The organism is Rathayibacter sp. AY1B7 (genome assembly GCF_002932735.1).
Lineage (GTDB): Bacteria > Actinomycetota > Actinomycetes > Actinomycetales > Microbacteriaceae > Rathayibacter.
The window spans coordinates 38,756-55,266 of sequence record NZ_PSWK01000023.1; the positions used below are offsets into that span (position 1 = coordinate 38,756).

Consider the following 16,511-nt stretch of genomic DNA (forward strand, 5'->3'; position numbering starts at 1 on the left):
CCACCGCACACGGAACGAGCACCAGAACGCATGCATGACGACAGCACCCGCATCGAAGCCCGCATCGCCCGCTTCCGCGCCGAGAGCCTCCGGCCGGCGATCCACCGGGCGGTCGAGCCGCTCGGGATCGAGTCGTGGACCGCTCCGGGCGAGCCGGTCCCCTTCGAGCAGGCGCGGGCCGCGTCCTACGCGCCCGCCCGCATCGGGGAGCCGTGGGGCGCCCCCTGGGGCACCGTGTGGTTCCACGTGCGCGGCGAGATCCCCGCCTCCTGGGTCGGCGTCGACGGCTGCGAGCCCGAGCTCGTCGTCGACCTCGGCTACACCGGCGCCCAGTCCGGCTTCGAGGCGGAGGGGCTCGTCTTCACCGCGACCGGCACGGTCGTGAAGGCCGTCGAGCCGTTCAACCAGTCGGTCCCGCTCGACCGGCTGCCCGGCCGCGAGGCGGGCGACCGCACGGTCGAGCTCTACATCGAGGCCGCCGCCAACCCGAACATCACCGGCGACTGGTCCTTCACCCCCACGGCGCTCGGCGGCCGCCCCGCCGACGGCGCCCTGCCGTCCGACCCGCTCTACCGCCTCCGCCGCCTCGAGCTCGGGCTGCTCGACCGGGAGGTCTGGGAGCTGGAGCAGGACATGGCCGTGCTCGTCGGGCTGATCGGGCAGCTGCCCGAGTCCTCCCAGCGCCGCGCCGAGATCGTGCGCGCCCTCGACCGCGCCGTCGACGTCCTCGATCCGGACGACGTGTCCGGCACCGCCGCCGCGGGCCGGGAGGCGCTGCGGACCGTCCTCGAGCGGCCCGCCTCGGCCAGCGCGCACCACCTGCACGCCGTCGGCCACGCCCACATCGACTCCGCCTGGCTCTGGCCCGCCCGCGAGACCGCCCGCAAGGTGGCCCGCACCTTCTCGAACGTCTGCGACCTGATCGAGCGCGAGGAGGGCTTCGTCTTCGCCGCCTCCTCCGCGCAGCAGTACGCGTGGCTGAAGCGCGACCACCCGGAGCTGTTCGAGCGCGTCCGCGGCCACGTGCTCGCGGGCCGCTTCGTGCCGGTCGGCGGGATGTGGGTCGAGTCGGACACGAACATGCCCGGCGGCGAGGCGCTCGTGCGCCAGCTGCTCGAGGGCAAGCGCTTCTTCCTCGACGAGTTCGGGATCGACACCGAGGAGGTCTGGCTCCCGGACTCCTTCGGCTACTCCGCGGCGCTGCCGCAGATCATCGCCGGAGCGGGCGGGCGCTGGTTCCTCACGCAGAAGATCTCGTGGAACGAGACCAACACGATGCCCCACCACACCTTCTGGTGGGAGGGCATCGACGGCACCCGCGTGTTCACGCACTTCCCGCCCGTCGACCTCTACAACTCCGACCTCTCCGGCGAGGACCTCGCCCGCGCCGAGCGCCAGTACGCCGAGAAGGGCAGCGGCACCATGTCGCTCGTGCCCTTCGGCTACGGCGACGGCGGAGGAGGCCCCAACCGCGAGATGATCGCGGCCGCCCGCCGCACGCGCAGCCTCGAGGGCTCGCCGACCGTCGAGCTGTCCACACCCCGCCGCTTCTTCGAGGAGGCGCAGGCCGAGTACCCGGACGCGCCCACCTGGTCGGGCGAGCTCTACCTCGAGTTCCACCGCGGCACCTACACGTCGCAGGCGCGCACCAAGCAGGGCAACCGCCGCAGCGAGCACCTGCTCCGCGAGATCGAGCTGTGGGCGACCACGGCCCTCGTCCGCGCCGGGGTCCCGTTCCCGGCCGACGAGCTGCGCGAGATGTGGCGGACGGTCCTCCTGCAGCAGTTCCACGACATCCTGCCCGGCACCTCCATCGCCTGGGTGCACCGCGAGGCGGAGGAGAACTACGCCCGCATCGCGCAGCGGATCGAGGAGATGATCGCCGAGGCCGTCCGGGCCCTCGCCGGCGAGGGCTCCGCGGAGCTGCTGGTGAACTCCTCCCCCTTCGCCGTCGGGGGCGTGCCGGCGCTCGGCGCGGCCGCGGCCGACCCCGCCGCGGAGCACTCGGCCCCGACGCTCCGCTCAGACGGCGACGCCCACGTGCTCGACAACGGGCTCGTCCGGGTGCGGATCGGCGCCTCCGGGCTCCTCGAGTCGGTCGTGGACCTCGCGAGCGGCCGGGAGGTCGTGCCCGCCGGTGCCGCCGCGGGGCTCCTCCAGCTCCACCGCGACACCCCGAACAAGTGGGACGCCTGGGACCTCGACGACAACTACCGCCGCACGGTGGAGGACCTCGTCGGCGTCGACTCGGTCCGCGCTGGCACCGTGAGCGACCCGCTCGGCCGCGAGGTGCCGGCGGTCGTGATCACCCGCTCGTTCGGCGGCTCCACGGTCGTGCAGACCGTCTCGCTGCAGATCGGCCGGGCGGCCGTCGACCTCGGCCTCGACATCGACTGGCACGAGCGCCGCAAGCTGCTCAAGCTCGCCTTCCCGCTCGACCTGCTCTCGGACCGGGCGACGTCCGAGATCCAGTTCGGCCACGTGCACCGCCCGACCCACGTGAACACGACGTGGGACGCCGCCCGCTTCGAGACCGTCGCGCACCGCTGGGTGCACGTCGGCGAGCCGGGCTTCGGCGTCGCGGTCGTTAACGACTCCACCTACGGGCACGACATCACCCGCGACCGCGCCGCGGCCGGCACCCCGACGACCACGGTCCGGCTCTCGCTCCTGCGCGCGCCGCTGTTCCCCGACCCGGACGCCGACCAGGGCCGCCACCGCCTCGCCGTCTCGCTCGTGGTCGGCGCCGAGCTGCCCGACGCCGTCGAGGCCGGCTACGCGCTGAACACCCCGGTCCGCAGGCTGACCGGCGCCGCGCCCGTCGATCCCCTGGTGTCGATCGACGACCCCTCGGTGATCGTCGAGGCCGTGAAGGCGGCGGACGACGGGAGCGGCGACGTGATCGTGCGGCTCTACGAGTCGCTCGGCCGCCGCGCCGCAGCGACCCTCCGCGCCGCCTTCGCCGTCCGGGCGGTCACCCGCACCGACCTGATGGAGCGTCCCACCGAGCAGGTCCGCATCGAGAGCTCCGTCGAGGCGGAGTCGGCCGACGTGCGCCTCGAGCTGCGTCCGTTCGAGATCGCGACGGTGCGCCTGGCGCGCTGAGCGCGAGGGGACGAGGGGCGGGAGCAGGCCGGGCCGGCTTGCTCCTGCCCCTGCGTCATGTGGTCTGCTCGATGCACACCGTCCCGATCGGAGAGGTCCCCCATGCAGTCGTTCCCCGCCCCGCCCCGCCAGGTGCAGATCGGCGACGCCGCCGCGTTCGCCGGCGTCACTCCGCGGGCGATCCGCCACTACCACCGGCTCGGCCTGCTTCCCGAGCGCGAGCGGGGCGGAGACGGTCGTCGGCGCTACGGCTACGACGACATCATCCGGCTGCTCTGGATCCGCCGCCTGGCCGACGCCGGGGTCGCGCTCGAGGACATCCGGGACGCCTTCGCCGTCGCAGCCCCGGCCGGCCCCGAGGACGGCGCCGACCGCGAGGACGAGGTCGCGGGCGTCCTCGCGCGGCTGGACGCCGCGCTCGCCGCGCAGGAGGAGGAGCTGCAGCGGAAGCGGGCCTCGGTCCGGCGCATGCGGACCCTCGGCGGCCGGCTGGGGCTGCTCGACGACATCGTCTCGCGCCGCCTCGAGGGCGCACCCGAGGGCTCGCTGCGCCAGGCCGACCTCGACACCCTGCTGGTCACCGAGCGGATGTTCGGCCCGCTGGGCGCCGTCTCCCAGGCCGGCCGCTTCGTGGTCCTGGCCGCCGATCCGGCGCTGCGGGCGGAGGCCGACCGCGTCGACGCCGCCGAGGAGGCCCTCGACGACACGGTCGCCGAGGACGACCCCCGGGTGGAGCAGGTGGCGCGGGAGCGGCACGCCTTCGAGGCCCGGCTGATGCGCGTCGTCGAGGAGTCCGGTCAGCTCGAGGAGGACGAGGCGATCTTCGACGCGTGGGACGAGGCGCACCCGCCCGAGGACCCCGCGCCGGCCCCCGATCCCGCACAGGGCTCCCGCGCCCGGAGCGCCGGCGAGATCATCCGGAGCCTGCCCTACGACGTCTCGCCGGCCCGCCTGCGCGCCATGGACCTGGCGATCCGGCTCGGGATGGAGGAGGCGCCGGCGTCCTGAGACGCGGGGTCACGCCCGCGCGGTCACCCGAGGACCTCCCGCAGCACCTCCAGCGCCCGCTCGCGGTCGCCGACCCCGCCGCCCTCGTGCCCGCTGTACGGCCACACGTCGATCGACGTCTCGCCGCCGGAGACGTTGTGGGAGGCGAAGACCGTCGAGGGCGGGCAGATCGGGTCCATCAGGCCGACCGAGCGGTGCACCCGGCAGCGCAGGCGCCGCGAGAAGTGGACGCCGTCGACGTAGGAGAGGGTCCGCTCGACGGCGTCGAGGTCCTCGGGGCGGGTCGCCAGGTAGCGGGCGATCTCGACGTAGGGCGCCTCGTTCGTGACGGTCGTGGCGCGGAGGACGTCGGAGAGGAAGGGCACCAGGGCGATCGCCGCGCGCACCCGGGGGCGCAGCGCCGCCGCGGCGGTCGCGAGCGCTCCGCCCTGGCTGCCGCCGAAGACCGACACGCGGTCCGGGTCCAGCCCGGGGAGCGCCTCCACGGCGTCGACGGCGAGCGCCGCGTCCGCGATCAGGCGCCGGTAGTAGTACGTCTCGGGCGACTCGATGCCGCGGGTCGTGACCCCGGGGTACGCGGGTCCGCTGCCGTGGGGGTCGGGGGTGGCTCCGGAGCGGGCGAGTCGGCCGGCTCCCTGGCCTCGCGCGTCGACGACCAGGTGCGCGTACCCGGCGGCGGCGATCCAGAGGTGCTCGATCGGACGGCCCCGTCCGCTGCCGTACCCGGGGTACTCGATCACCACGGGGAGCGGGGCGCCCGGGTCGACCGCGGGGGTCACCAGCCAGGCGGCGATCGGCTCGCCCGCGAAGCCGGGGAACCGCACGTCCCGCACCCGCACCAGCGGGAGGCCCGCGTCGACCGGCGCGGCGCTCACGGCGGGGCCGCCCTCCCGCCCGAGCGCGAGGGTGGCCCGCCAGAAGGCGTCGAAGTCGTCGGGCTCCGCGACCTCCGCACGGAACTCGCGGAGGGCGGCGAGGGGGCGATCCGTGAACACCGGGTCAGCCTTTCAGACCGGAGTGCGCGAGCCCTTCCACGAACTGCCGCTGAGCGAGGAGGAACACGGCCAGCACGGGCACGACCGTCATCGTCGCCGCGGCGAGCTGCACGTCCCACATCTCCCCGCCGTAGGCGTCGGTGAAGCGGGTGAGCGCCTGGGGCAGGGTGAAGAGCTCGGGTGAGGTCAGGTAGACCGTCGGCTCGAGGTACATGTTCCAGGACCCGAGGAAGGTCAGGATCGCGACGGCCGACAGCGCGGGCTTGGACAGCGGCAGGAAGATGCGCCGCCAGATCCCGAAGCGGCCGAGGCCGTCCAGGCGCGCGGCCTCCTCGAGCTCGCCGGGCATCGCGATGAAGTACTGCCGCATGATGAACGTGCCCAGCACCGCCGGCGCTCCGACCATCGGCACCAGCAGCAGCGGCACGTGGGTGTCGATGAAGCCGAGCTGCCGGAAGATCTGGAACAGCGGGATGATCGTCACCTCCGTCGGCACCAGCAGGCCGGTCAGGACGACGAGGAACACCGCGTTGCGTCCCGGGAACGGGATCCGGGCGAAGGCGTAGCCGGCCAGGCTCGACACCAGCAGCGTGACCACGGTGACCGTGACCGCGATGTAGAGGCTGTTCCAGTACTGGAGCGCGAACGGCTGGAACCGGAACGCCTCGGCGTAGCCCGCCAGACTCGGCGAGTCCGGCAGCAGGGTCGGCGGGTTCGAGAAGATCTCGTTCACCGGCTTGAACGACGAGGCGATCATCCAGAACGTCGGCACCGCGAACGGCAGCACGAGCAGGATCAGCGTCACGACGAGCAGGGCGGTCATGAGCGGGCTGCGGCCGCGGCGGCGCTTGACGGGCGGCTCCGGGACGGCTTCGAGGCGTGGCGTGAGCGGGGTCCCCTGCTCGACGACGGCGTCAGTTCTCATAGAAGACCCATTTCCTGCGCAGCTGCCACTGCACGACCGTGAGGATCAGGACGAAGAGGAGCAGCATCAGCGAGAGCGTCGCGCCGTAGCCGATGTCGCTGAACTCGAAGGCCTGTTGGAACACGTAGTAGACGAGCACTGTCGTCGACAGCTCCGGCCCGCCCTCGGTCAGGACGGCGACCTGCGCGAACGCCTGCAGCGAGCCGACGATCGTGAGGATGGCGGTGAGGAGCAGGGTGGGCGAGATGAGCGGGAGCGTGATCCGGAAGAAGATCGCGCGGGGGCTCGCGCCGTCCAGGCGAGCCGCCTCGTAGAGGTCGCCCGGCACTCCCTGCAGCGCGGCGAGGAAGAGCACCATGTTGACGCCGACGCTGCGGATGACCTGCGTGACGATGACGCTCGCCATCGCGGTGGGTCCCTCCTGGAGCCAGTTCGGCCCGTCGAGGCCGACCAGCGAGAGCAGGCCGTTGATCGCGCCGTTGTCCTGGAGGAGGAAGCCCCAGACGAGGGTCCAGGCGACCACCGAGATGACGACGGGCGAGAAGAAGAGCGTGCGGAACAGGGCGCCGCCCGGGATCCTCCGGTTGAGCAGCACGGCCAGGCCCAACCCGAGGGCGAGGTTCAGGACGACCACTCCCCCGGAGAAGACCGCGGTCGTGCCGAGCACCGCGCCGATGCTCGGGTCGTTGATCGCCCGCTCGTAGTTCTCGCCGCCCACGAAGGTCATGGAGCCGGTGAAGACGTTCCACTCGTTGAGGCTGAACCAGACCGCGAGCCCGACGGGCAGCAGCACGAACACGATCACACCGAGTAGCTGGGGCGCGATGAAGAGCCAGCCGGCGAGCGCGTCGCGGCGCCGGAGGTTCCAGTAGGCGCCGGCGGGAGCGGATCGGCGGCTGTCCGTCGAGGTCGCGGTCACGGGATCACTTCCCCTGGAGGACGGGCGCGATGGCGTCGCAGACGCGTCCGAGCACCTCGGCGACGTCGGCATCGGCCGACCACATGCGGTCCAGCGCCGTCTTGCCGACCGAGGTGATCTCGGCGGGGCTCGTCACCGGAGGGGTGGCGGACACGTCGGCGAGCTCGTCGACCACGACGCGGTCGAGCTGCTCGGCGCTGAGGCGCGTGTTGACCTTCGCCAGCTCCTCACCGGACAGCAGCGACTCGCGGGGCGGCGGGAAGAACTGCGCGAGCTTGGCGGAGTTCTCCGGGTTGGTCATGAACGAGAGGAAGCCGGTCGCCTCCTCCACGTGGTCGCCGCCTGCGAGCGCGGCCATGCCGGCCTGGCCGATGTTGCCGTACTCGCCGGCGGGGCCGACGGGCAGCGGGTAGATCTCGAACGGGAACGAGCCGTCGAGCAGGCTCGCCCGCGAGACCTGCGCGGTCGTGAACGCGGCGTCGCCGGCGAAGAAGTCCGCCGTCACGCCGGGTCCGGGGGTCGCGCCGCTGACGTAGACCGAGTCGTGGAAGAACTGGAACGCCTCCACCATCTCGGGCGAGTCCATCGTGCACTGGGTCCCGTCGTCGCTCCACGGCTGGGCTCCCCAGCCCGCCCAGAGGTTCGCGAGGCTCAGCCAGCCCGAGAAGTCGAAGTCGCGGATGATGTAGCCGGCCTTGCCGGTCGACTCGTTGACGGCCGCGCCGATGCGGTCGACGTCCTCCCAGCTGAGCGTCGCGGGGTCGACGGTCTGCCCGGCCTGCGCGATGAGGTCCTGATTCACGTACAGCGCGAACGGCGAGTTGGAGAACGGGTACGCGTAGAGCTCGCCGTCCTGGCTGAACGACTGCGCCACGCTGGGCAGGATGTCGTCGTACTCGTAGCCCTCGGTCCCCTCGAAGGTCTCGCTCAGCGGAGCGAGTGCTCCGGCGTCGATCAGATCCTTCGCGATGTCGCCCACCCAGGCGAGGTCGGGGGCGTTGCCGCCCGCGGCCTGCGTGGTCAGGGTCGAGTTGTAGTCCGCGAACGGGAGGGACTCGAAGGTCACGGACTCGATCTCGGGGTGGTCGGCGATGTACTCGTCGGCCATCGAGTCGAACAGGGCGAGCTGCTTCTCGTCGGAGGTCCAGACGGACATCCTCAGAGCGACGGGTGCTGAGTCGTCCCCGCCGCCGGCGGCGCCGCAGCCCGAGAGGGCGGCGATCACTCCGACTGCGGCGAGCGAGGCCATCAGCTTCTTCGCTGGTCTCATCGTCTCTCTTTCTCCAATGGTCTTCTCGGTGTTCCCGGTCAGTACCCGACGACGTCGGGCCAGTGGGTCTCTACGCCGCGCGACTCGAGCCTCGCCTGCAGGCGGGCGACGAGGGCGGGGTCGGCGGCGATCTCGTGGGGCGACAGGTCCTCGGCGAGGGCGAGGGCCGCCAGCTCGCCGACGGCCTCGCCGATGTTCCACTCCACGGGGTGGAGGCGGTACGCGCCGTTGGTGATGTGCGTCGTCCCGATGTTCTTGCCCCCGGGCAGCAGGTTCGTCGGGGTGCGCGGCACGAGGGCGCCGAGCGGGATCTCGAACGGCGAGCACTCCACGTCGAGGTAGTTGTCGCCTCCGGTGGTCGGGTGCAGGTCGATCCGGTACATGCCCACGCCGACGGAGTCGTCGAAGCGCGCGGGGCTCCCCGTCCCGCGGGCGGCGACGGAGACGTCCTGCTCGCGCACCGTGGTGAGCGCGCGGATCCGGCGGGACTCGCGGATGTAGGGGGCCTGCGCGAGGCCGTCGGCGGTGCCCATCACGTCGCCGCGGAGCCGGAGCCCGGGCCAGCCGCGGCCGCCGTCGGGCCGGGGCGCCTCGGTCTGGAGCCAGTAGAAGTACGACAGCGAGAGCGCGCGGGCGCCGGCGAGGTGCTTCTCCGGCTCCGGCACGTCGAGGATCGAGCTGTCGAGGTAGTCGAGCATCGGCCAGTTCGCGAGCACGATGTCGCTGTCGAGCGCGCCCGGTCGGAGGGTCTCGGTCGCGAGGATCCGGCGGAACATCCAGAGGTCGGTGTCCCCGCCCTGCGCGCGCTGGTCGGCGGTGCGGGTGTCGCCCACGGCGTTGACGTGCATCGTGCGGGTCTCGGGGCGCAGCGTCCTCGGGTTCGGCGCGGTGAAGGAGAGGAGCTTCCCGCCCCAGAACGGCACCTCGTACTCGTGCCAGTAGTCGTAGTCGGCCGGGCGCTCGATGGTGTGGTCGCCGTCCGCGCTGTCGAAGCCGAAGCACCAGGTGACGGCCTGCACGTTCATCGGGTCGGCGACGGCGGGAGCGCTGGGCTCGCCGTGCTCGTCGCGCGACTCGGACCCCGTGACGTAGTCGACCTCCGCGAGGGGGAGCAGCTCCCCCGTCTCGGTCGCGTCGACCACGTACCGTCCGGAGACGGCGAGCTCCTCGCCCGAGACCGGGTCGCGCAGCAGGACGCGCTCGATCCGGCCCGGGCCGCCGTCGACGGCGAAGGGGACGACGCCGGTGACGACGCGGATCGCTCCGCTCGAGCGGTAGGGGGCGAGCATCTCGTCGAGCACGGCGACGGCCACTCGGGGCTCAGCGCAGAGCCGGCTCACGAGTCCGCGGCCGGGGTTCAGGCGGTCGTCGCGCATCGCCTCGGCGGTGAGGGGGTAGTTGCGGCGGTAGTAGCCGCGGATGCCGTCCCGGAGGCGCCGGTAGTCGGCGGTGACGCCGAACTGCTCGACCCAGGTGTGCTCGTCCGGCGGGACGCCCTGCGAGGTGAGCTGGCCGCCCAGCCACGGGTACTGCTCGGTCAGCACGACCGAGAGGCCGTTGCGGGCGAGGGCGATCGCCGCCGCCACTCCTCCGAGGCCGCCGCCGATCACGGCGACATCTGCTTGCATCGGGGTCACGCGTCCGCCTCGTCCTCGTCGACAGTCTGGGTCATCGGCCTACTACCCGCGGGTAATACGTATTGCCGATTGATTAGACCGTAACGCACGAGTGTCCGGTTGGCAACGGTCTCCGCCGTTCCGAGCGATGCCGCGGCGACCCGCGGGCGTCCTCAGCCGGAAGCGGGCCGGATGTCAGGGCTCGGTGGCATGCTCGACCCCGAGCGCGGCCGGCGGGCGGCGGCGCGGAGCGGAGCAGCATGATCGGGTTGGATCTCACCGGGCGCACGGCCCTCGTCACGGGGTCGGGGCAGGGCATCGGGCTGGCCATCGCGACGACGCTCGCGGAGGCGGGCGCCGAGGTGATCGTGAACGCCCGCTCCGAGCGGTCGATCCGCCGGGCGATCGAGGCCGTCGGCGCGGCGGTGCCGGAGGCGCGGGTGCGCGGAGTCGCGGCCGACGTGTCGACGGAGAAGGGCACGGCCTCCCTCCTGCGCGCGGCCGCCGACGTGGACGTGCTCGTCAACAACCTCGGGATCTTCGGCTCCGCCGATGCGCTCTCCATCGACGACGACGAGTGGCGCCGCTACTTCGAGGTCAACGTGCTCACCGGCGTGCGCCTCACCCGCGCCTACCTCCCGGGGATGATGGAGCGCGAGTGGGGCCGCGTCCTCTACATCGGCAGCGACTCCGCCGTCGTCACGCCCGCCGAGATGATCCACTACGGAGTGTCGAAGACCGCGCTGCTGGGCGTCTCGCGAGGCTTCGCCAAGGCCGCCGCCGGCACCGGGGTGACGGTGAACAGCGTGCTCGCCGGGCCGACCCATACGGGCGGCGTCGAGGACTTCGTCTACGAGCTGGTCGACCGCGAGCTCCCGTGGGAGGAGGCGCAGCGCGAGTTCATGCGCCTGCACCGGCCGCAGTCTCTGCTGAAGCGCCTCATCGAGCCGGAGGAGATCGCCCACATGGTGGCGTACCTCGCCTCCCCGCTCGCCTCGGCCACCACGGGCGCCGCCGTGCGCGTCGACGGCGGCTACATCGACTCGATCGTGCCGTAGCGCGCGCTCCCGGGGCTTCCCGGGGCGCCCGTCAGTGCGGAGGGGCGACCGAGCCGCCGGGGCGCCACGGGCCGCCGATGCGCTCCTGGAGGAGCGGCGCCGCCGGGTCGGCGAGGCGGGCGAGCAGCGCCTCCACTCCGCGGCGGCCGAGCTCGCGGCCGGGCGCGACGAGCAGGTCGAGCGCCGGGTCGGCCAGGTCGGCGACGTCGGGGTCGGAGGCGAGCAGGACGATCGAGAGGTTTTCGGGCACGCGCAGCCCGCGGTGCCGCACCTCGTGCGCGAACCCGACGGCGGCGCCCCCGTTGACGATCACCACGGCGGTCGCGGAGGCGGGGTCGAACGAGCGGGCGAGGGTGCGGCCACCGGCGGGCGACTCCTCGCAGCGCAGCAGCACGCCCTCGACGCCGCGGGCCGCGCAGGCGAGCGCGAACGCCTCCTGGGTGCGCGCGTAGGGGCCGAAGTCGGCCGCGGCGTCGCGGTCCGGGCCGAGCACGAGCGCCACCCGCGCGTGCCCCAGGCCGGCGAGCCGGCCGAGCGCCTCCTCGACCATGCCCTCGAAGTCGATGTCGACCCAGTCGAGGGCGGACGGGTCGCGGGTGCGCCCGATGAGGGCGAAGGGCGTTCCGGAGTCCCGAAGGACCGGCACGCGCTCGTCCTCGCTGGTGACCTGCATCAGCACGACGCCGTCGATCAGGCCGTCGGCGCGCAGGTCCGCGAGGCGGTCGGAGCCGCCGACCGTCGGCCACAGGACGATCGAGTGGTCCTGCTCCGCCGCGGCCTCGGCGGCTCCGAGCAGGAACGAGGTGGCGGTGTTGAGCGGCCGGCTCGACACGAGCGGATAGACGACCGCGACGATCCCCGAGCGGCGCCGCGCGAGGGCGCGGGCCAGGGCGTGCGGCCGGAAGCCGAGCTCGTGCATCGCCGCCCGCACACGCTCGCGGGTCTCGGGCGAGACGGGCTTGGTGTCGTTGACCACGAACGAGACCGTCGCGATCGAGACCCCCGCGAGGCGCGCGACATCTCTCATCGTGGCCACCGCGCCTCCTCCGCTCGCGCCGCCCGGCCGTGGTTGACGCGGGGCGGACGTCTCCCGCATCCTAGGAGACGCGGCCGGTAAAGCGGTTAACCCCGTGTCGGGCAGCCCACTGCCGCACCGTCTCCACCGTCGAAGAAGGAACACCGTGACCACACCCTCCTCCCCCGTCCGCGTCCTCGTCTGGGGCGAGAACCGCCATGAGCAGATCGAGGAGAAGGTCCGCGCGATCTACCCCGACGGCATGCACAGCACGATCGCCGACGGCATCCGCGAGAACCTCGGCGAGCGCGCCTCCGTCTCCACCACCACGCTCGACGAGCCCGAGCACGGCCTCACCGAGGACGTCCTCGACGCCACCGACGTGCTCGTCTGGTGGGGCCACATGGCCCACGGCGACGTCTCCGACGAGATCGTCGAGCGCGTCCAGCGCCACGTCCTCTCGGGCATGGGCCTCGTCGTCCTGCACTCCGGCCACTGGTCGAAGATCTTCGGCAAGCTCATGGGCACCACCTGCACGCTGCGCTGGCGCTCGGAGCAGGACCGCGAGCTGGTCTGGACCGTCGACCCCACGCACCCCATCGCCCAGGGGATCCCGCACCCCTTCCTGATCCCGCAGCAGGAGATGTACGGCGAGTTCTTCGACGTGCCGGCGCCCGACGAGCTCGTGTTCCTCTCGACCTTCTCGGGCGGCGAGGTCTTCCGCTCCGGCATGACCTGGAAGCGCGGCCACGGGCGCATCTTCTTCTTCTCCCCCGGCGACCAGGACTACCCCGTCTACCACCAGGCCGAGGTGCGCCGCGTGATCGCGAACGGCGTCGAGTGGGTGCGCTCCTCGCGCCCCGAGCGCCGCCTCCCGGTGCTGCAGCGCTACGAGACCGAGGACTTCCACAACGGCCAGGACTACGAGGGAGCGCTCGTCCGATGACGGTCCGCCTCGTCCAGGTCGGCGCCGGCGCGATGGGCCGCGCCTGGATCCGCACCATCCGCGACTCCCCGGACGCCGAGCTCGTCGGCCTGGTCGACCTCGACGTCGACCTCGCCACGGCTGCCGCGGAGGAGGAGGGGGTCGGCCCGGTCGCGGTCGGCACCTCCGTCGCCGAGGTCGCCGCGCGCTCCGGCGCCGACGCCGTGGTCAACGTGACCGTGCCGCGGGCGCACCTGCCCGTCAGCTCGGAGGCGCTGTTCGCCGGGCTGCCCGTGCTCTCCGAGAAGCCGATCGCGCCGACCATCGCCGAGGCGCTGGTGCTCGCGGCGACGGCCGAGGCCTCGGGCCGGCTCCTGATGACCAGCCAGTCGCGCCGCTACTACGCGGCGATCACCGCCTTCCGCGAGCAGATCGCCGGGCTCGGGCAGCTGGGCACCGCCTCCGTGCACTTCGCGAAGGCGCCCCGCTTCGGCGGCTTCCGCGACGAGATGGACCACGTGCTCCTGGTCGACATGGCGATCCACGCCTTCGACGCGGCGCGGTACCTGCTCGACAGCGACCCGGTCGCGGTCTACTGCGAGGAGTACAACCCGGGCTGGAGCTGGTACGCCGACGGAGCCGCGGCGAGCGCCGTGTTCGAGTTCGCCGGCGGAGTGCGCTTCAGCTACACCGGCAGCTGGTGCGCCGACGGTCTCGAGACCTCGTGGAACGGCGACTGGCGCGTGAACGGGGCCGGCGGCACCGCGCACTGGGACGGCGACGGCGCTCCGGAGTGGCAGTCGCGCGAGTCGGAGGCGGTGCGGACCGCCACGCTCGAGCCCGTGCCCGAGGAGATCGCGGGCTCGCTCGCGGAGTTCGTGCGGGTGCTGGGCTCGGGGGCGGTCCCCTCGGGCGAGGTGCACTCGAACGTGCGGAGCCTCGCGATGGTGGAGGCGGCGGTCCGCTCCTCCGAGACGGGTGCGCGGGTGCGGCTCGACGACGTGCTGGAGGAGGGGTACGCGGAGGCGCTGACGCTAGCGCGCGACGAGCGCGTCCGCGCGGCCCTCGGCTCCTGGGGCTCGGCCGCGGAGGGCCTCGCGCGCTGACCACGCCGCCTGGCGGATCTCGAGGCGTCCGTGCCGGCGGACTGCGGCACGCGGCGTCTCGAGACCCCGCCCGGTCGCGGCTCCGCCACCGCGCGTTCGCCGGGCGGACACCTGCGGGCGGCGGCGCGTTCACCGGGGGCGGCCAGCGTGGGCGGGTTCCTTCGAAGCCGCTCAGGAGACCCGTGTCCTCTCGTCATACCCGCACCCGCACCGCCGCCCTCGCCCTCACCGTCACCCTCGCCGGCTGCACCCTCGGAGCCGCGGCCCTGCCCGCCTCCGCCGCGGGCGACTCCTTCTTCACCCGTATCGCCACGGTGCCGGCCTACCTCAACGCGGCCGACCCGTCCGCCGACTCCGCCGTCGCCGAGATCTCGAGCGCGTCGCCCGACGGCCGCCTGGTCTACTCGACGGACTCCGCCGGGCAGCGCATCGACGTCCTCGACATCTCGGACCCCGACGCCCCCGAGCCGCGCGGCGGCGTCGGCGTGGGCGGCGAGCCGACGTCGGTCTACGCGACCGGCGAGTACGTCCTCGCGGTGGTCGACACGAGCGACGGCGACTTCGCGAACCCCTCCGGCCACGTCAGCGTGCTGCACGCCGACGACCTCGCGCCCGTCGCGAGCATCGAGCTCGGCGGCCAGCCCGACTCCATCGACGTCACCACCGACGGCTCGACCGCGGTCATCGCGATCGAGAACCAGCGCGACGAGGACCTCGCCCCCGAGGGCGGCGAGGAGGGCGACCTCCCGCAGGCGCCCGCCGGGGAGCTCGTGGTGATGGACCTCGCGGGCGACCCCTCCGCCTGGGTGCCGGAGCACGTCGACCTCACCGGTCTCGCCGGCCTCGACACCCCGTCGGACCCGGAGCCCGAGTACGTCTCGATCAACCCGGCCGACACGGCCGTCGCCGTGACGCTGCAGGAGAACAACGCCGTCGCGATCGTCGACCTGGCCACCCGCTCCGTCACCGCCTCGTACACCGCGGGCACCGCCTCCGTCAGCGGCATCGACACGCTCGACGACGACTCGATCTCGCTGACCGGCTCGATCACCGACGTCCCGCGCGAGCCCGACGCGATCGGCTGGGTCGGCGACGACCACGTCGCGATCGCGAACGAGGGCGACTGGAAGGGCGGCACGCGCGGCTGGTCGATCCTCGACGCCGCGACCGGGGCCGTGCAGTGGGACGCCGGGAACTCGTTCGACCACCTCGCGGTGCGCCTCGGGCTCTACCCGGACAAGCGCTCCGACGCGAAGGGCTCCGAGCCCGAGGGCCTGCTCTCGGCCACCTTCGACGGCGTCCCCTACGTGTTCGTCGGCGCCGAGCGGGCCAACTTCGTGGCCGTCTACGACGTGTCGGAGCCGACCGCACCGCGCTTCGTGCAGGCGCTGCCGTCGACGCCCGGCCCGGAGGGGCTGCTCGCCCTGCCCGAGCGCGACCTGCTGGTCGTCTCGAGCGAGACCGACGACGCCGAGGCCGCCGTCCGCGCGAGCGTGCAGCTCTACGCGCTCGGCGCCTCCGCCCCCGCGTTCCCGACCGTGCTGTCGGCCGACGTCGACGGATCGCCGCTGCCCTGGGGTGCGCTCTCGGGCCTCTCGACCGACCCGGCGGCGCCCGACCGCCTGTACGCGGTGAGCGACAGCGCCTACGCGCCGAGCACACTCCACTCGATCGACACCTCCGTCTCGCCGGCGCTGCTCGACACGACCCTCACGGTGACCGAGGGCGGCGAGCCCGCCGCTCTGGATCTGGAGGGGATCGCCGCCCGCGTCGACGGCGGCTTCTGGGCCGTGACGGAGGGCGGGACAGGCGACGGCAACGCGCTCCTGCGACTCGACGCGGACGCCGCGGTGACCGAGCGGATCGCCCTGCCCGCGGAGCTCGCCTCGGCGCTGGGCAAGCAGGGCTTCGAGGGCGTGACCGTCGAGGACGGCGCCGCCGGTGAGATCGTCTGGACGGCGCTGCAGCGCGAGGCCTCGATCGACGCCGACGGAGTGGTCCGGATCGGGCGCTACGACGTCGCCGCCGACAGCTGGAGCTTCTTCGGCTACCCGCTGGAGGCCGTCTCCGGGGCGGACGGCGACTGGAACGGGCTCTCGGAGATCACGCTGACCCCCGCGGGCACGCTCGCGGTGATCGAGCGCGACAAGCTCAACGGGCCGGACGCCGCGCTGAAGGCCGTGTACTCGGTGCCGCTGCCGACGGAGGCCGGCGCGGCGGTCGGCGAGACGCTGCCGATGCTCGAGAAGACCCTCGCGGTCGACGTGCTGCCCGCGCTGCAGGCCGGGAACGGCTGGACCCAGGAGAAGCTCGAGGGCCTCGGGATCACCGGCTCCGGCGAGGTGTTCGCGGTGACCGACAACGACGGCGTGGACGACGCGAACGGCGAGACGGTGCTCGCATCGCTCGGCTCCGCGGCGTCCGTGTTCGGGGCGGGGACGGTGCCGACTCCGGGACCGACTGTCGAGCCGACGGTGGCGCCGACGGCTGAGCCGACCACGGCGCCGACCGCGCAGCCCACTGCACAGCCCACCGCGCCGCCCACGGCCGAGCCGACCCGCACGCCGGC

At 73.3% G+C, this 16,511-nt stretch carries 12 protein-coding genes; 6 read left to right on the plus strand and 6 right to left on the minus strand.

From position 1 onward, the window contains the following. Window positions 1-30: 30 nt before the first annotated feature. Together C5C95_RS12785 and C5C95_RS12790 are read left to right on the plus strand one after the other, a co-directional pair. On the plus strand, window positions 31-3,105 hold the full coding sequence (locus C5C95_RS12785) for a glycoside hydrolase family 38 C-terminal domain-containing protein (protein WP_104324574.1): 3,075 nt from the start codon (window positions 31-33) through the stop codon (window positions 3,103-3,105). A gap of 102 nt (window positions 3,106-3,207) precedes the next feature. After that, complete coding sequence (locus C5C95_RS12790; RefSeq protein ID WP_219814762.1) at window positions 3,208-4,113, plus strand: MerR family transcriptional regulator; 906 nt, start codon at window positions 3,208-3,210, stop codon at window positions 4,111-4,113. Between the two features lie 23 nt (window positions 4,114-4,136). Here C5C95_RS12790 and C5C95_RS12795 read toward each other — a convergent pair whose 3' ends face one another. Genes C5C95_RS12795 through C5C95_RS12815 form a run of 5 tightly spaced genes read right to left on the minus strand, consistent with a single transcriptional unit; the run spans window position 4,137 to window position 9,850 of the window. Then, window positions 4,137-5,108 (minus strand): acetylxylan esterase, encoded by a 972-nt coding sequence (locus tag C5C95_RS12795; RefSeq protein ID WP_104324576.1) that lies wholly within the window; start codon window positions 5,106-5,108, stop codon window positions 4,137-4,139. 4 nt (window positions 5,109-5,112) lie between these two features. Then, window positions 5,113-6,033, minus strand: a complete 921-nt coding sequence (locus C5C95_RS12800; protein ID WP_244229554.1) for a carbohydrate ABC transporter permease — start codon at window positions 6,031-6,033, stop codon at window positions 5,113-5,115. After that, window positions 6,023-6,952 (minus strand): carbohydrate ABC transporter permease, encoded by a 930-nt coding sequence (locus C5C95_RS12805; protein ID WP_104234014.1) that lies wholly within the window; start codon window positions 6,950-6,952, stop codon window positions 6,023-6,025. Before C5C95_RS12805 ends, C5C95_RS12800 begins: the two co-directional genes overlap by 11 nt. Window positions 6,953-6,956: 4 nt before the next feature. Beyond that, window positions 6,957-8,222: a sugar ABC transporter substrate-binding protein gene (locus C5C95_RS12810; protein WP_104324578.1), complete on the minus strand. Its 1,266-nt coding sequence runs from the start codon at window positions 8,220-8,222 to the stop codon at window positions 6,957-6,959. Window positions 8,223-8,260: 38 nt separating this feature from the next. Further along, window positions 8,261-9,850 carry an FAD-dependent oxidoreductase gene (locus tag C5C95_RS12815; protein ID WP_104315513.1) on the minus strand — a complete coding sequence of 530 codons (1,590 nt, stop codon included), beginning with the start codon at window positions 9,848-9,850 and terminating at the stop codon, window positions 8,261-8,263. A 251-nt stretch (window positions 9,851-10,101) separates the two neighbouring features. Between C5C95_RS12815 and C5C95_RS12820 the strand changes: the two genes are divergently transcribed. Beyond that, window positions 10,102-10,896, plus strand: a complete 795-nt coding sequence (locus C5C95_RS12820; RefSeq protein WP_104238803.1) for an SDR family NAD(P)-dependent oxidoreductase — start codon at window positions 10,102-10,104, stop codon at window positions 10,894-10,896. 31 nt (window positions 10,897-10,927) lie between these two features. Here the strand turns inward: C5C95_RS12820 and C5C95_RS12825 are convergent, their stop codons facing one another. Beyond that, on the minus strand, window positions 10,928-11,923 hold the full coding sequence (locus C5C95_RS12825) for a LacI family DNA-binding transcriptional regulator (RefSeq protein ID WP_258072667.1): 996 nt from the start codon (window positions 11,921-11,923) through the stop codon (window positions 10,928-10,930). Between the two features lie 154 nt (window positions 11,924-12,077). On the opposite strand from C5C95_RS12825, the gene C5C95_RS12830 reads away from it, so the two are divergent. The 3 genes from C5C95_RS12830 to C5C95_RS12840 form a co-directional block, all read left to right on the plus strand. Further along, window positions 12,078-12,857 (plus strand): ThuA domain-containing protein, encoded by a 780-nt coding sequence (locus tag C5C95_RS12830; protein ID WP_104324580.1) that lies wholly within the window; start codon window positions 12,078-12,080, stop codon window positions 12,855-12,857. Continuing rightward, on the plus strand, window positions 12,854-13,942 hold the full coding sequence (locus C5C95_RS12835; RefSeq protein WP_104267971.1) for a Gfo/Idh/MocA family protein: 1,089 nt from the start codon (window positions 12,854-12,856) through the stop codon (window positions 13,940-13,942). Before C5C95_RS12830 ends, C5C95_RS12835 begins: the two co-directional genes overlap by 4 nt. A 182-nt stretch (window positions 13,943-14,124) precedes the next feature. After that, on the plus strand, window positions 14,125-16,511 hold a 2,387-nt coding region (locus tag C5C95_RS12840; protein ID WP_219814763.1), incomplete at its 3' end, for an esterase-like activity of phytase family protein.

Coding starts and splice junctions, on each gene's coding strand:
- C5C95_RS12800 (WP_244229554.1), bottom strand. CDS start 6,033: ATGAGAACTGACGCCGTCGTCGAGCAGGGGACCCCGCTCACGCCACGC.
- C5C95_RS12835 (WP_104267971.1), top strand. CDS start 12,854: ATGACGGTCCGCCTCGTCCAGGTCGGCGCCGGCGCGATGGGCCGCGCC.
- C5C95_RS12790 (WP_219814762.1), top strand. CDS start 3,208: ATGCAGTCGTTCCCCGCCCCGCCCCGCCAGGTGCAGATCGGCGACGCC.
- C5C95_RS12785 (WP_104324574.1), top strand. CDS start 31: ATGCATGACGACAGCACCCGCATCGAAGCCCGCATCGCCCGCTTCCGC.
- C5C95_RS12815 (WP_104315513.1), bottom strand. CDS start 9,850: ATGCAAGCAGATGTCGCCGTGATCGGCGGCGGCCTCGGAGGAGTGGCG.
- C5C95_RS12810 (WP_104324578.1), bottom strand. CDS start 8,222: ATGAGACCAGCGAAGAAGCTGATGGCCTCGCTCGCCGCAGTCGGAGTG.
- C5C95_RS12825 (WP_258072667.1), bottom strand. CDS start 11,923: ATGAGAGATGTCGCGCGCCTCGCGGGGGTCTCGATCGCGACGGTCTCG.